General features: G+C 70.8%; 10 protein-coding genes. 9 read left to right on the forward strand and 1 reads right to left on the reverse strand.

Features of this window, described 5'->3' with window-relative positions:
* Positions 1-225: 225 nt before the first annotated feature.
* Entirely contained in the window at positions 226-1,263 is a 1,038-nt protein-coding gene (locus tag ACZ5AJ_RS00715; protein ID WP_464138662.1) for a zinc-binding dehydrogenase, read from the forward strand.
* A gap of 109 nt (positions 1,264-1,372) precedes the next feature.
* Here the strand turns inward: ACZ5AJ_RS00715 and ACZ5AJ_RS00720 are convergent, their stop codons facing one another.
* The gene (locus ACZ5AJ_RS00720) at positions 1,373-2,563 is read right to left on the reverse strand and encodes an ROK family transcriptional regulator (protein WP_464136228.1); all 1,191 of its coding nucleotides are present in this window, start codon (positions 2,561-2,563) and stop codon (positions 1,373-1,375) included.
* 141 nt (positions 2,564-2,704) lie between these two features.
* Here ACZ5AJ_RS00720 and ACZ5AJ_RS00725 point away from each other — a divergent pair, with 141 nt between their 5' ends.
* The 8 genes from ACZ5AJ_RS00725 (at position 2,705) to ACZ5AJ_RS00760 (ending at position 15,080) form a co-directional block, all read left to right on the forward strand.
* A complete protein-coding gene (locus ACZ5AJ_RS00725; protein ID WP_464136229.1) occupies positions 2,705-3,532 on the forward strand; it encodes a LacI family DNA-binding transcriptional regulator in 828 nt (275 codons plus the stop codon).
* Positions 3,533-3,785: 253 nt separating this feature from the next.
* Positions 3,786-5,111 (forward strand): ABC transporter substrate-binding protein, encoded by a 1,326-nt coding sequence (locus ACZ5AJ_RS00730; RefSeq protein WP_464136231.1) that lies wholly within the window; start codon positions 3,786-3,788, stop codon positions 5,109-5,111.
* Positions 5,112-5,125: 14 nt separating this feature from the next.
* Complete coding sequence (locus ACZ5AJ_RS00735; RefSeq protein WP_464136234.1) at positions 5,126-6,124, forward strand: carbohydrate ABC transporter permease; 999 nt, start codon at positions 5,126-5,128, stop codon at positions 6,122-6,124.
* A 2-nt stretch (positions 6,125-6,126) separates the two neighbouring features.
* Positions 6,127-6,966 carry a carbohydrate ABC transporter permease gene (locus ACZ5AJ_RS00740; RefSeq protein WP_464136236.1) on the forward strand — a complete coding sequence of 280 codons (840 nt, stop codon included), beginning with the start codon at positions 6,127-6,129 and terminating at the stop codon, positions 6,964-6,966.
* Positions 6,963-9,578: a glycoside hydrolase family 2 protein gene (locus ACZ5AJ_RS00745; protein ID WP_464136238.1), complete on the forward strand. Its 2,616-nt coding sequence runs from the start codon at positions 6,963-6,965 to the stop codon at positions 9,576-9,578. Before ACZ5AJ_RS00740 ends, ACZ5AJ_RS00745 begins: the two co-directional genes overlap by 4 nt.
* A complete protein-coding gene (locus ACZ5AJ_RS00750; protein ID WP_464136240.1) occupies positions 9,575-10,801 on the forward strand; it encodes an AGE family epimerase/isomerase in 1,227 nt (408 codons plus the stop codon). Before ACZ5AJ_RS00745 ends, ACZ5AJ_RS00750 begins: the two co-directional genes overlap by 4 nt.
* Positions 10,802-10,851: 50 nt before the next feature.
* A complete protein-coding gene (locus ACZ5AJ_RS00755) occupies positions 10,852-14,238 on the forward strand; it encodes an ATP-binding protein (RefSeq protein WP_464136242.1) in 3,387 nt (1,128 codons plus the stop codon).
* Between the two features lie 302 nt (positions 14,239-14,540).
* A complete protein-coding gene (locus ACZ5AJ_RS00760; RefSeq protein WP_464136244.1) occupies positions 14,541-15,080 on the forward strand; it encodes a hypothetical protein in 540 nt (179 codons plus the stop codon).
* Positions 15,081-15,108 lie beyond the last annotated feature (28 nt).

Here is a 15,108-nt window from a genome sequence, read left to right on the forward strand (position 1 = left end):
CGGTCCGCACCTCGGCACCGGGGCCCGGCCGGGGCGTCCGGGACGCAGCCCTGCCGCACGGAGGGTCGCGCCGCGGCGGAGCCGGTCCGCCGGAGGCGGGTCGACCGTGAACCTCAGGTTAACCGGCGATGGACTGATGGGTAAGGGTACTGGGACTACCCTGGAATGATCTTGACCTCGTCCGCGGCCGTCCTCCGGCTGCGGCCCGCCCCGCCCGGAGGATCTGTGCGCGCCGTCCTCGTCCAGCAGTTCGGCACCCGTCCCGAGGTCCGCGACCTGCCTCGGCCTGCGGCTCCGCCGGGAGGGGCCGTGCTCGATGTCGAGGCCACGGGCCTGTGCCGTTCGGACCACCATGCCTGGGCCGGCCACGACGGCACGGTGTCGCTGCCCCATGTCCCCGGCCATGAGCTCGTCGGCCGCATCGCCGCGACTGGCGAGGGGGTGCGCGCCCGTCAGGTCGGCGAGCGCGTGACCGTCCCCTTCGTGTGCGGCTGCGGGGACTGCGCCCAGTGCGCCGACGGCCGGTCCCAGGTGTGCCCCGAGCAGACCCAGCCCGGGTTCACCCATCACGGCTCATGGGCCGAGCAGGTGCTCATCCATGCCGCGGACCACAACCTGGTCCCGGTCCCCGAGGATCTCCCGGCGGAGGCCGTGGTGCCGCTCGGCTGCCGCTTCGCGACCGCCTACCGGGGGCTGGCCGACCGCGCCCGAGTCCGCCCCGGGGAGACGGTCGCGGTGATCGGCTGCGGGGGCGTCGGTCTCTCGGCGATCATGATCGCCGCCGCCCTCGGCGCCCGGGTCGTCGCCGTGGACATCGCCCCGGGAGCGCTCGCCCTGGCACGTGCCCACGGTGCCGCCGTCACCGTCGACTCGAGCGGACTGAGCGCGGCCGAGGACATCGCCGCCGCGATCGTCGAGGCCTCGGGGGAGCGGCCGTCGGTGTCCGTGGAGGCGCTGGGCCGCGAACTCACCGCGAATGCGGCGCTGCTGGCCCTCGCTCCGCTCGGGCGGCATGTGCAGATCGGCCTGCTCGCCCAGGCGCCGGTGCTCGACCTGCCCCGCGTCATCGCGCAGGAGCTGAGTGTCCTGGGCAGCCACGGGATGGCGGCGTCCGACTACCCGGGTCTGCTGGATCTCGTGGTCTCCGGGAGGCTCCGTCCCCAGGATCTCGTCGAGCGCACGATCGATCTCGAGGCCGCCTGCGACGCCGTGGTGGCCCTCGGCGAGCGGACCTCCCCGGGCATCACGCTGATCCGTCCGTGATGCCCATCCGTGATACCCGTCCGTGATGGCCGTCGGTGATGGCCTGCCGGGGTCCTCGGGGAGCCGCCGCGGCCGGTGCGGTCCGCCGTGCTCCGTCCGAGCGCCGTGCTCACTGGAGCGCGGCGTCGCTGCGCAGCAGCATCTTGGCTCCTCCGGTGGCGGCGGCGTCGTGCCCTGTCTCGTCCATGACGATCTCGACATCGGAGAGGCGCCCGAAGGCGGACCGTGCGATCCGCTGCGAGATGTGCTCGAGGTAGAGCGGACCGGCGACCGCGAATCCCGGGCCGGAGAGCACCAGCACACGGGGGTCCAGGAGGGCCACCAGCGCCTGTCCGCCCAGGGCCACCAGGCGTGCGCTGTCCTCGATGATCGCGCTCGCGGTCTCGTCCCCTCGCAGGGCTAGGCGTGCGACCTCGGCGAACTGCTCCTGGGTGGGGGCGTCGCGTCCGGGCCCGATCACTCCTGCCTCTCGGGCTCTACCGACGACGACGCGTGGCCCGGCCAGGGCTTCGAGGCATCCGTCGGCCCCGCACCAGCACGGGGGCCCGTCGGGATCGATGCACAGGTGCCCGACCTCGCAGGCGTTGCCCTGGGAGCCGCCGAAGACCTCGCCGAGATGACGGAACCCGCCTCCGATGCCGTCTGACAGGAAGAGGACAGCGCCGCTGGTGGCATCATGCGCATCGAGGAGCGATGTCCCCGCAGCCGCGGCGCTCGCGTCGTTCTCGAGGATGACCGGGAGGCCGAGGGACTCCTCGAGCATCTCCCGCAGCGGCAGGCCGATCCACGCCGCCAGCTCAGGAGGCGCGGAGAGCAGGCCGTCGTCCTGGCGGAGGGGCCCGGCGCATACGGCGCCGACCCCGACGATGCGGCTGCGCTCGACGTCCGCGCGGTGGATGAGGTCGTCGACCAGGGTCGCCCAGGAGGCGATGCTCTTCGTCGGGTCCGGGCCGAAGGGCGCCCAGGGCCGTCGGATGCGCGAGACGAGGTTCCCGGCGAAGTCCATCATCACCAGGGTCGACGACGTGAAGCCGAGGTGCGCGCCGATCACGTAGCGGGCCTCGGGTCGCAGACGCAGGAGGGTTCGGGGCTTGCCGCCTGTGGAGACGCCGCGTCCGGACTCGGTGACGAGGCCCTCGTCGATGAGGCGCTTGACGGCGGCGCTCACCGTCGGGGCCTTGAGCTCGGTGACCTCGGTGAGCTCGACCCGGCTGATCGTCCCGCGCCTCCGGATGTGATCGACCAGCACGGCGCGGCTGCTCAGGGGAGCCCTGATCGCCTGGAACCTGGGGGGAGTCATCCGTAGCCTTCCGCGAGCATTCGTCAAGGGACGAATATAGTCATCGGACGGATCCGGTGACGGATCCGGTGACGGATCGGGTGACGGATCGAGCGAGGGGAGCAGGCTGTGCGGCAGTCGCCAGGGCGGATCGTCGGGCTCGTGCAGGGCACGACCCGGCCGACGACGGAGCTGACCCCGTTCATGGCCGAGCTCGTCCAGGGCATCGAGGTCGAGCTCGGGGCGGACGGCGATGCGGTGTATGTCGCGACAGCCCGCCACGGATCGCAGGAGCGGGCGCTGTGGGACTCCTGGATCTCCCGCGACGCCGTGGACTGCGTGATCATGGTCGATGCCGCGTCGGACGACGATCGCCTCGAGGTCGTCGGATCGCTGGGGGTGCCGGTGGTCCTGCTCGGCGGGCCGGAGTCCCGCCAGGACGTGTGGCACGTGTTCGTGGACAACGCGGAGGGGGCGCGGGCCGCAGCGCAGACCCTGATCGACCTCGGGCACAGGCGGCTCGCTCGGGTGTCGGGGCCCGGCCAGCTGCTGCACCCGATCACCCGTGACACGGCGTTCGCGCAGACCTGTCGCGACCGCGGTGCCGAGGTGGTGCTGCGGGAGGGCGACTTCAGCGAGGAGTCGGGCCGGTCGTCGGCGGGCGAGCTGCTCGATGCTGCGAAGCGGCCGACGGCGATCCTGTGCGACAGCGATCTGATGGCGATCGGCGCTCTGCGCGCCGCCGCCGACCGCGGCCTCCGGGTTCCCGAGGATCTCTCGGTCCTCACCTGGGACGACACGGCGAACGCTCGACTGGCCGACCCTCCGCTGGGCGCGGTCACCATCGACCTGCATGAGCTGGGACGGCTGGTCGGGCGCACGGCCCGGAGGGCGATGGACGGGGAGGCGCCGCAGCTGGTCCGCGCCCCGGCACCGACCGTGCGGCTGTCGGGGTCGGTGGCTGCGGCCCCGGCCGACGGCGGCGCCTGAGGGCGACCGCCGGATCGCCGGGATCGCCGCGACGGCGAAGCCGCCCCGGTGGCGGGATGCCGTCGGCCCCGCGGACGGGATGCCGTCGCCCCGGTGGCGGTCCGAGACCGTTCCGTGACGGTCCGACGGTGTCGGCGAGCGGTCTCCACCTGCTTGTTCTCGCTCCGTGAGGCGCGAACGCCCAGTTCATCGACGATCTTGACTTTGTTTGTGCGACGGCCTAAGTTAGCCGCAATCTGACGAGAGGACAACGATGTCGAACCATCGCCCCACCATGACCCGCCGGACCGCCCTCGCCGGAACGGCAGGCCTGTTCGCCCTCGCGGCGACCGCCTGCTCCGGCTCCGGCTCCGGCTCCGACGACCCCGACGCGATCGCCGGGGACATCACGGTGCTCACCTGGCGCACCGACCTCCTCGAGGGCGGCACGTTCGACGAGTACGCCGATCGCTTCAACGAGACCTATCCGGATGTCAACGTCGAGTTCGAGGGCATCACGGACTACGAGGGCGAAGTCCGCACCCGCATGAACACGAAGGACTACGGCGACGTCCTCGCGATCCCCAACACGATCACCCGCGACCAGCTGCCGGACTTCTTCGAGCCGCTGGGCGACCTGTCGGACTTCCAGGAGAAGTACAACTGGATCGTCGACAAGTCCTTCGACGGGAAGAGCTACGGCATCCCGGTGCTCGGCAACGCCAACGGCGTGCTCATCAACAAGAGCCTCTGGGACGGGGCGGGCGTGACGATCCCGCCGCAGACCCCTGAGGAGTTCATCGCGGCGATGGGGCAGATCAAGGAGACCTACCCCGAGGCCGACCCGGTCTACACCAACTACAAGGACGGCTGGCCCCTGACGGCGTGGGAGTACTTCCGCGGAGGCATCAGCGTCGACGTGGACTTCCTGTCGACCATGGTCCATGAGGACGACCTCTGGAGCGAGGGCAAGGACCACTACGTCATCGACAGCCTCCTGTTCGACCTCGTCGAGAAGGGCCTCACCGAGGCGGACCCCACGAGCACCAACTGGGAGCTGTCCAAGACGATGATCGCCGACGGCGAGATCGCCACCATGTTCCTGGGCTCGTGGGCGATCCCGCAGATGCGCCAGGCGGTCGAGGAGGCCGGCGGCGATCCCGCCGACATCTCCTATATCCCCTTCCCGGCGGCGAAGGACGGGGTCCTGCATGCGGTGACCTCGGGTGACTACAACCTCGGCGTCAACGTGAACTCCGAGAACAAGCCCGCCGCACGGGCGTGGCTGGACTGGTTCATCCACGAGTCCGGGTACGCGGCCTCCCAGGAGGGGCTCAGCCCGCTCGTCGACGGCGAGACACCGGAGTCCCTGCAGGAGTTCGAGGCCACGGGCGTCGAGTACATCACCCTCAACCCCGCCGCCGAGGGCGAGGAGACCCTGCTGACCGACATCGACAAGGCCTCGGAGATCGGCTTCGACTCCCCGAGCCTGCGCCAGAGCGTGGTCGACGCCGCCCGCACCGGATCCCAGTCCAAGGCCGATCTCTTCGCGGGCCTGAACGCGAAGTGGAACGCCGGTCGCGCCTCCGTCGGCGCCTGAGAAGGAAGTCCCTGATGTCCACCACCACGTCGTCGGCTCCGACGACCGACCCGGACGCCCGGCGCGCGCGGCATCGCGGCGCGCCGGGCCGCCGGTCCGTGTCCGCCCGCATCGTCCCCTGGCTGTTCCTCGCGATACCGCTCGTCTTCCTGATCGCCTTCACGTACCTCCCGGTGCTGAACATGCTCGGGTACTCGGTCACCGACTGGGACGGCCTGAGCAGGACCCGGAACGTCGTCGGCCTGGACAACTACGTCCAGATCTTCACGCAGCCCGACAACCTGCGCGTCTTCTACGTGTCGCTGTACTACTTCATCGCGTCGTTCGTCCAGCTCGCGCTGGCTCTGTACTTCGCGACGATCCTCAGCTTCAAGGTGCGGTTCGTGAACCTGTGGAAGGGACTGCTGTTCTTCCCCTACCTCATCAACGGGGTGGCCATCGGACTCATCTTCAACAACTTCCTCCGCCCCGAGGGAGGTCTGGACACGCTCCTGATGTCCCTCGGGCTGGAGAGCCTGATCACCCAGTGGACCGGCGATCCGGCGATGGTCAACATCACCCTGGCCACGGTCTCCGTCTGGCGCTACATGGGTTTGAACTTCGTGCTGTTCCTGGGGGCGATCCAGTCGGTCCCCGGCGAGCTCTACGAGGCCGCCGCCCTGGACGGTGCGGATCGCTGGGACCAGTTCCGCCATCTGATCCTTCCGGCCATCCGCCCGATCATCGGACTCTCCGTGATCCTCGCGATCTCGGGCTCGCTGTCCGTGTTCGAGATCCCCTACATCATGACCGGCGGCGCCAACGGGTCGGAGACCTTCGTCATCCGCACCATCCGCATGGCCTTCGAGCTGAACAACGTCGGGCTGGCCTCGGCCATGGCGGTCGTGCTGCTGCTGCTCGTCCTGATCGTCACCTGGGTGCAGCGCACCCTCGTGGACGATGACGACGAGCGGGATGCGCGCCGTGCCGCCAAGCGCGCCGCACGCCGCTCCGCCGGCAAGGAAGGACGCTGATCATGGAACGTCGATCCGTTCTGAGCCCCCTGCTCACCCTCGGGAAGTACCTCTCCCTCATCCTCGGCTCGATCGCCGTGCTCCTCCCCATCTCCCTGATCATCCTCGGAGCGTTCAAGGGGAAGCGGGAGTTCCTCACCACCGGCCCGTTCACTCCCCCGGAGGACTGGACCAACCTCGAGAACTTCGTGACCGCGTTCACCCGCGGGAAGATGCTCCAGGCCTTCGGCAACACCGCGATCATCCTCGTGATCGCGGTGGCGGGGACGATCCTCATCGGGGCCGCGTCGGCCTACGCGATCGACCGCTTCCGCTTCCGGGGCCGCGGGGCCGTGACGGGGCTCTTCCTGCTGGCGACCCTGGTCCCGGCGGTCACCACCCAGGTGGCGACTTTCCAGATCATCAACGCCCTGGGCCTGTTCAACTCCCTGGGCGCCCCGATCGTGCTCTTCATGGGCACCGACATCGTCAGCATCTACATCTTCCTCCAGTTCATCCGGAACATCCCGAAGGAGCTCGACGAGGCGGCCGCGCTCGAGGGTGCCGGGCATCTGAGGATCTTCTTCCAGATCATCCTGCCGCTGCTCAAGCCGCCGATCGCGACCGTGATCATCGTCCGGGGCATCGCGATCTACAACGAGTTCTACATCCCGTTCCTCTACATGCCCTCGCGCGACCTCGGCGTCATCTCGACCTCGCTGTTCCGCTTCATGGGACCGTACGGCGCGCAATGGCAGATCATCTCCGCAGGAATCCTCATCGTGCTCCTGCCGACCCTCATCGTCTTCCTCTTCCTCCAGCGATACATCTACAACGGCTTCGCCGCAGGAGCAGTCAAATGAGCAGCACCCCCACCACCTCGACCCGCGCGGACTCCGTCGAGCTGCGCACCGGCTGGACGCTCGCGCCCACGGGGCCCGGTGCCGACCGCCTCCCCGCCTCCGTCGCGGCCGAGGTTCCCGGGACCAGCCACACCGCTCTCCTCGCAGCGGGCGCCATCGACCATCCGTACCGCGACGACGTGTCCCGCGAGCAGGAGTGGATGTTCGATCTGGGCTGGGTCTACAGCCTCCGGCTCGACCCGCGGGCGCTCGACCTCACCGCCCCCCGGGCCGACGAGCGCGTCGAGCTCGCCTTCGACGGCGTGGACACCTTCGCCGAGATCTCCTTCGACGGGAAGGTCCTCGGCGCCACGACGAACATGCACCGCTCCTGGCGCTACGACGTCGGCTCCCGGCTCGACGGCACCGCGAAGGAGCTGCGGGTGGACATCGAGAGCGCGACCGCGGTCGCCTCGGCGGAGCACGATCGCCAGCACCGCCGTCCGAGCGCCTACCCGACGCCCTACAACGCGACCCGGAAGATGGCCTCGAGCTTCGGCTGGGACTGGGGTCCGGATCTGCGGACCGCCGGACTGTGGCGGCCGGTCCGTCTGGAGCGGTGGAGCGTGGCCCGCCTCGCCGAGGTGCGTCCCGTGATCCGCCTCGAGGGGACCACCGGGGCGGCCGAGCTCCACGTCCGCCTCGACCGCACCCGTCCCGGTGACGTCGTCCTCGCACTGAGCGCCCTCGGACGCTCCGTCGAGGTCGTCGTCCCCGGTGACCAGCGCAGCGCAGTGATCACCCTGGAGGTGCCGGATGCGCCGGTGTGGTGGCCCGTCGGCTATGGCGAGCAGCCCCTCGTGGACCTCCGCCTCGAGCTCAGCGAGGACGATGCGCCGCTCGACGCCTGGTCGCGCCGGGTCGGCTTCCGCACCGTCGAGGTCGACACCGAGCCCGACGAGCACGGCACCCCCTTCACGCTCGTCGTCAACGGTCGGCCTGTGTTCGCCAAGGGCGTCAACTGGATCCCCGACGACCACCTGCTCACCACGATCGATCGCGATCGCCTGGAGCGCCGGATCGACCAGGCGCTGGACGCGCACTGCAACATGGTGCGGGTCTGGGGCGGAGGCATCCATGAGTCCGACGACTTCTACGAGCTCTGCGACAAGACCGGGCTGATGGTGTGGCAGGACTTCCTGCTCGCCTGCGCCGCGTACTCCGAGGAGCAGCCGCTGCGCGCGGAGATCGAGGCCGAGGTGCGGGAGAACGTCGTGCGCCTCATGTCCCATCCGAGCCTCGTCCTCTACAACGGCGGCAACGAGAACGTGTGGGGCTACGAGGACTGGGGCTGGAAGGAGGATCTCGAGGGCCGCAGCTGGGGCGCCCACTACGCGGCGGAGCTGTTCCCCCGGATCGTCGCCGAGCTGGACCCGACCCGTCCCTACAGCGTCAACAGCCCGTACTCACCGGGCACGGCGCCCACGGGCGTCCACCCCAACGATCCCGACCACGGCACCCATCATGAGTGGGAGGTCTGGAACCGCCGCGACTACGTCCACTACCGCGACGACATCCCGCGGTTCTGCTCGGAGTTCGGGTTCCAGGGCCCCCCGGCCTGGGCGACCCTGCAGGAATGGCTCGCGGTCGACGGGACCCCGCTCACCGAGATCGAGGACCCCAAGGGACATCCCGTCTTCCTCGCCCATCAGAAGGCGGAGGACGGGAACGCCAAGCTCGACGCGGGACTGGCGGCCCACCTCGGCGTCCCCGAGGGCTTCGCGGACTGGCACTGGGCGACGCAGCTGAACCAGGCGCGCGCCGTCGGCTTCGCGCTCGACCACTACCGGCGGCACTGGCCCCGCACCGCGGGAGCCCTCGTCTGGCAGCTCAACGACTGCTGGCCCGTGACCTCATGGGCGGCTGTCGACTGGGCGGAGCGTCCGAAGCCGCTGTGGTACGCGCTGCGGGAGAGCTTCGCCCCGCGCCGCATCGTCCTCGCCCCGCCGACCGCGGAGGCGGGCGCTCCCGCGGCCGACGACGCGGCTGTGGCTGGGGTCGAAGCTGCGGCTGGGGCCGCAGCTGCGGGCGGTGCTCTGGAGGCGAGCCTCATCAACGACACCGATGACCGGATCGTCGGTGAGCTCGTCCTGCGGCGCATCGGCTTCGACGGCACGGAGCACGGTGCGCATCGGATCCCCGTGAGCGTCTCGGCGCGCAGCGTCCGGACGGTGCCGGTGCCCGCCTGCGCCGCGACACCCGAGGATCCGACCGCCGAGGCGCTCGTGGCCGAGTTCGGCGACCTGAGGACCGTGCACCTCTTCAGCGAGATCAAGGACGCACGGCTCGAGGACCGTCCCGTCGAGGCGCGGGCGCGGGCGGTCGAGGGAGGGTACGAGGTCGAGGTCACGGCCCGCTCCCTCGTCGTGCAGCTGACGCTGCTGGCGGACAGGGTCGCCCCCGATGCGTTCGTCGAGGACGCCCTGATCACGCTCCCTGCCGGCGCCACCGAGACGGTGATGGTCCATACGTCGGCAGCGGGCCTCGAGGAGGCGCTCGTCTCGCCCGAGGTCCTGCGCAGCGCGAACGACCTCGCGGTGCTGGCCCGCGCCTCCGAGCGGGTGGCGGTGTGAGCGCCTGGACGGAGCTGCCCGCTCACCGCGGGTGGCTGCAGGGGGAGTTCGAGCGCCTGCTCGGCTTCGGCCGGCGGGAGATCGCGGGGCCGACGGGCGCCGCCTGGCTGGACGCCTCGGGCGAGGCGACGGCCCGGACGCCGGAGACCTGGCTGACCGCCCGCGCCGTCCACGTGCACTCCCTGGGTGCGCTGGCGGGGATCCCGGGAAGCAGACCCGTCGCCGAGACGTGCCTCTCCGCACTCGCCGGACCGCTGAGGGACGAGGAGCACGGTGGCTGGTTCCACTCCGCGGACCGTGATCCTGCGGATGGCAAGCAGGCCTACGACCACGCATTCGTCGTCCTCGCGGCGACGTCCGCTCGGGTCGCCGGCCTCCCGGGCGCCGAGACCCTGCTCGAGGAGGCGCTGGATCTGCTCGAGGAGCGCTTCCTCGACGCCGACGGCTTCGTGATCGACTCCTGGGATGTCGGCTTCGAGGTCGCCTCCGACTATCGCGGCATGAACTCGACGATGCACACCGTCGAGGCGATGCTCGCCGCCGGGGACGTCGTCGGACCGATCTGGCACGAGCGCGCCGCCCGTCTCGCGGGCTTCGCGACCCTGCGGGCGGGAGAGCACGGCTGGCGACTGCCCGAGCACTATGCCGCGGACTGGACGGTGCTGCCCGAGTACAACGGCGATCGGCGGGAGGACCAGTTCCGCCCCTACGGCGCGACCGTCGGCCATGCCCTCGAATGGGCACGGCTGATCCTCCATCTCGAGGCCTCCCTCGGCGAAGGCCATGCGGCCCTCGCCGAGCTCCCGGTCCCTCCGCTCGAGGCCGCGGTCTCCCTCTATGATCGGGCCGTCGCCGACGGCTGGTCGGTCGACGGCGCACCCGGCTTCGTCTACACGACCGACTGGTCGGGAGTCCCGGTCACCCACGATCGCCTCCACTGGGTGCTCGCCGAGGCGATCGGCGTCGCCGCGGCCATGCATCGGCGCACCGGCGAGCAGCGGTTCGCCGACGACTACGCCGCCTGGTGGGACCATGCCGAGCAGTTCTTCCTCGACCGCGAGGGGGGATCCTGGCATCACCAGCTCGACCGGTGCGTGCGGGTCGCGCGCACGGTGTGGTCCGGGAAGCCGGACCTCTACTATGCCGCCCAGGCGACGCTGATCCCGCGTCTGCCCCTCGCGCCGAGCATGGCCTCCGCGATCGCTGCGGGGGCGCTGCGCTGACTGTCGTGGCAGGGCTCTCGGGGAGCCGTCGCGGCCGGTACCCTTCTGGGGTGGAATCCGACGCAACGACCCTCGACCTGCCCGGCGTCGCCGCCCCCGAGGCGGGGACCGACCAGCATGACGTCGACCCCGACCACCCGCACCCCGGCCAGTGGCGGCTGACCCACGTGCAGGTGTCGAACTGGGGGACCTTCCACGGGACCCACGATCTCGCGATCTCCCCCAAGGGCTTCTTCCTCACCGGAGGGCCCGGCACCGGCAAGTCCACCCTGCTGGACGCGATCAGCGCCCTGCTGACCCCTCCGCGGACACTCCAGTTCAACGCCGCCGCGTCGGACGCCGGCCCCAACCGCTCGAAGTACCGACGGACGGTGGCCAGCTACGTGCGCGGCGCCTGGGCCATGCATTACGACCAGGCCACCGGCGAGTTCAGCCAGGAGGTGCTGCGCGAGAGGACCACGCTGTCGGTGATCTCCCTGCGCTACTCCGACGGCCGCGGCGGGACCGCGCAGCTGAGCCGCCTGCTGCTCCTGCACGCCGGCCACACGGCCGACAGCGACGTGAAGAGCCTGTACGTCATCGCGCGCCAGCCTCTGGACGTCGCGGACATGCGCCCCTTCGTCTCCAGCCAGATCGAGGGCAAGGCGCTCGCCGCCGCGTTCCCCGGCACGGAGACCTATCGCCAGTTCCGCGAGTACCGCGCGGCGTTCTGCCAGCTGCTGGGGATCCCCGACGAGAAGGCGCTGGGGCTGCTGCACAAGATCCAGTCGGCCAAGGAGCTCGGCGACGTCAACGCCCTCCTGCGCGACTACATGCTCGACGCCCCGCGGACCTTCGAGCTGGCCGATCAGGCGCTCGCGAACTTCCACAACCTCTCCGAGGTCTACGAGGCGCTCGTGACGGCCCGCGAGCAGAGGGACCTGCTGCGCACCCTGCGCGAGAACCACACCTCCTGGCGCGAGATGCGCGAGCGCGGTGGTGCCCTGGTCGATCGCCGCAGCGACATCGACGTGTTCGCCGCCCAGCACCTGGTGCGGCTGCTCGGCGAGGAGGAGGAGCGGCTGCAGCTCGAGCGGGACCGCACCGCCGCCCAGCAGCGTCGGCTCACCCAGGACGTGGCCGAGGCCCGCGCCGATCTCGCCCAGCTCAAGGAGCAGCGCCGTCGTGCCGGCGGCGGCGAGATCGATGACTGGAAGCAGCAGATCGCGGGCCTCGAGGTCGAGCGGGAGCGCCGCCGCGAGCGCGCCGCCGAGTTCGCCTCCCAGCTCGCCACGGTGGAGCTGTCCACCCCGGCGGGCGAGGACATGTTCCTGGCCCTGCAGCGCGAGGTCGCCGCACTGCGCGAGAAGCTCGAGGAGGAGGAGCAGCAGGCCGACGGCACCCGCTGGGAGGCCGAGGCGAAGGTCCGCGAGCTCGCCTCCCGCCTCGAGGACACCCGCCAGGAGCTGAAGTCGCTGACCACGCGCGCCTCGAACCTCCACTCCGAGGACGTCGCCCTGCGCGACCGCATCGCCGCCGAGGTCGGCATCGCGCCCACCGAGCTGCCGTTCGCCGCCGAGCTGCTGCAGGTCAAGGCCGGCGAGGAGGAGTGGACTGCGGCCGCGGAGCAGGCGCTGCGGGGGCTGGCCCGCTCGATCCTCGTGCCGGAGCGGGTGTACCGCAAGGTCGCCGCGGTGATCGACCGCACCAGGCTGCGTCGACGGATCTCCTACAACCGCGTCAACACCGATCTGCGCCGCCCCGCGGTCGGGATCGACGATCGCACCCTCGCGGCGAAGATCGACGTCAAGGAGGGCGAGTTCCATCCCTGGCTGAGCCACGAGATCGCCTCCCGCATGGACTACGTGTGCGCGGAGGACCTCGAGGAGTTCACCCGCCTGCACCGTGCCGTCCTCCGCTCGGGCCAGGTCAAGCACTCCGCGACCCGCCATGAGAAGAACGCGGATCGCCAGATCAACGACCGCTCCCAGTGGGTGCTGGGCTTCGACAACCGTGCCAAGCGCGCCGTCTTCGAGCAGGAGCGCACCCGCGCCGAGCAGGCGCTGTTCGAGGCGCAGGCGCGGCGCAAGGATGTCGAGGACGAGCGTGAGCAGCGCCGCGAGCGCCTCTACGCCCTGCAGTCGATCGCGGCAGTCGAGTGGGACGACATCGATGCCGCCTCCGTCGCCCGACGGGTCGCGAACCTGCGCGACATGGTCCGCGCCGCCGAGGACGGCTCGGCCGCGCTGACGGAGCTCGCCCGTCAGATCGACGACGTGGAGCGCGCGATCGCCGACACCGACGCCGAGCTGCTGGAGGTCGTGCGCACGGCCGGGAAGCTCACCGAGCAGGCGGAGCGCGCCTCCGAGCGGCTCGCCGAGGCGCAGGGGAAGGTCGCCGACTCCGGGCTCTCCCCGGAGGTCGAGCAGGAGCTCGCCGAGCGCTTCGCGGCGATCGCCCCGACCCTGCTGATCTCCAACATCGACCAGGTCACCAAGGACGCCTCGGCGACCCTGGACGCCGAGCTCATGGATCTCACCCGGCGCACCTCGCGCGCCGAGGAGGACATCCGCACCGCGATGCGCGAGTTCTCCCGTCGCTGGCCGGCGACAGCCGGTGACACGGCGGCGACGCTCGACGCGGCCGAGGACTACCTCGCGATCCTGCAGCGCATCGAGGAGGAGAAGCTTCCCGAGGTCGAGGACCGCTTCTTCGACTTCTTCACCTCCAACACCCTCGGCGACGTGCAGGCCCTGGCCACCGCGATCGCCCGCGAGCCCGCGGAGATCCGCAAGCGCCTGCAGCGGATCAACGCCCTGCTCTCCCAGGTCGAGTTCCATTCCGGACGCTTCCTGCAGCTGTCGATGCGGCCGGTGCACCTGGCGGCGCTGGACGAGTTCAAGAAGGCGCTCGAGGCGGCGGTCGCCGACACCGCCCTGAACGACATGAGCCGTGACCGCGAGCTCGCCGAGGAGCGCTTCCTGTCGCTGCGGCACCTGATGGAGATGATCAGCGCCGCTCGCACCCGCGAGGACCAGGTCTCCCGGGCGATCCTCGACGTGCGTCGTCACGTGCACTTCCATGCCGAGGAGGTCGATGCCGAGGGCACGGTGGTGCACGCGCACGAGTCCGGGGGTCCCCTCTCGGGCGGCCAGAACGAGCGTCTGACCACGTTCTGCCTCGCCGCGGCGCTGCGCTACCAGCTCGCCGGGACGGGGATCGACGTCCCCCGCTATGCGCCGATCATCATCGACGAGGCCTTCTCCAAGGGCGCCGGCAAGTTCATCACCGCCGCGATGGAGTCCTTCCGCCACTTCGGCTTCCAGGTCATCCTCGCCAATCCCGGGAAGAACCCGCAGGCCCTGGCCCCGTTCATCGGCGGCGTCGGCGTCGTCGCGATCCGCCAGGACCGCTACTCCTCGGTCTCTCCGGTGGAGTTCGTCCCGGTCGAGGGCTGATCGGCCGGACGTCCGAGGTCGAGGTTCGGCTCCGGCGCGCTCACAGCCGGGAGCGGCATCATGGGGAGTCCTCCCCATCGTGCGCTGAACCGGTCGACCGGTAGCGTGGACCGGATCGCCGTGCGACCGCTCCGGAGGATGGCATGGCTCCGGCGGATGGCATGCCAGGGCCGCGGACCGACGGCCGTCGAGTGCGGCGGCGGCACGATCAGCATCAGACGGCACCACGATCAGCACCATCAGCAGGACCACCACGATCATCATCAGCGCTGCCGATCGCGGCAGCGGGCGGAGGGAGCATCATGCCCGGACCTCAGGGGCGGGAGCAGGACGCCGCCCGCAGGAGCTCGGCGGAGGACGTCGACGGCACTGTCGCCAGCACCGTCGCCGGCGCTGCCGGGGCGGGCCGGGACGAGGACTCCTCGATCGCTGCGCAGGAGGAGGCGCACGATCGCATCGCCCGTCTGCTCGACGTCATGATCGCCGAACTGCGCCAGGAGCAGCCGTCCCTCGGCGAGTTCATCGTGCGCCGTCCCGCACGGGAGCGGCACTCGGGCGTTCTCTGGCAGGGACTCGAGACGATGTGCCTGGTCAGCGAGCTCATGGCGAGCGTCGGGACACCGGGCTGGCGACCTGGTGAGCTCGCCGCACTGGTCGCGGGGGCCGACGCCGCGGCCCGTTCCCAGGGGTTCGCCCGCTGCGGGGACACGCAGCGCGGGGGGCTGCGCCAGCTCGTCTGGGACACTCCGCAGGGAGATCTCCTGGAGGTCGTGATCGGTGTGCGCCTGAGCGTCCGTGCGACCAGCGCGCCCTACCTCCCGGAGACCGACGAGGCGAGATGACCCGCACGACGAGGCGGCCGGGCCGGGA

Source organism: Brachybacterium zhongshanense, assembly GCF_055385755.1.

Excerpts from the sequence above, each read along its gene's own strand:
- ACZ5AJ_RS00730 (WP_464136231.1), top strand. The coding sequence starts at position 3,786 with ATGTCGAACCATCGCCCCACCATGACCCGCCGGACCGCCCTCGCCGGA.
- ACZ5AJ_RS00760 (WP_464136244.1), top strand. The coding sequence starts at position 14,541 with ATGCCCGGACCTCAGGGGCGGGAGCAGGACGCCGCCCGCAGGAGCTCG.
- ACZ5AJ_RS00720 (WP_464136228.1), bottom strand. The coding sequence starts at position 2,563 with ATGACTCCCCCCAGGTTCCAGGCGATCAGGGCTCCCCTGAGCAGCCGC.
- ACZ5AJ_RS00735 (WP_464136234.1), top strand. The coding sequence starts at position 5,126 with ATGTCCACCACCACGTCGTCGGCTCCGACGACCGACCCGGACGCCCGG.
- ACZ5AJ_RS00740 (WP_464136236.1), top strand. The coding sequence starts at position 6,127 with ATGGAACGTCGATCCGTTCTGAGCCCCCTGCTCACCCTCGGGAAGTAC.
- ACZ5AJ_RS00745 (WP_464136238.1), top strand. The coding sequence starts at position 6,963 with ATGAGCAGCACCCCCACCACCTCGACCCGCGCGGACTCCGTCGAGCTG.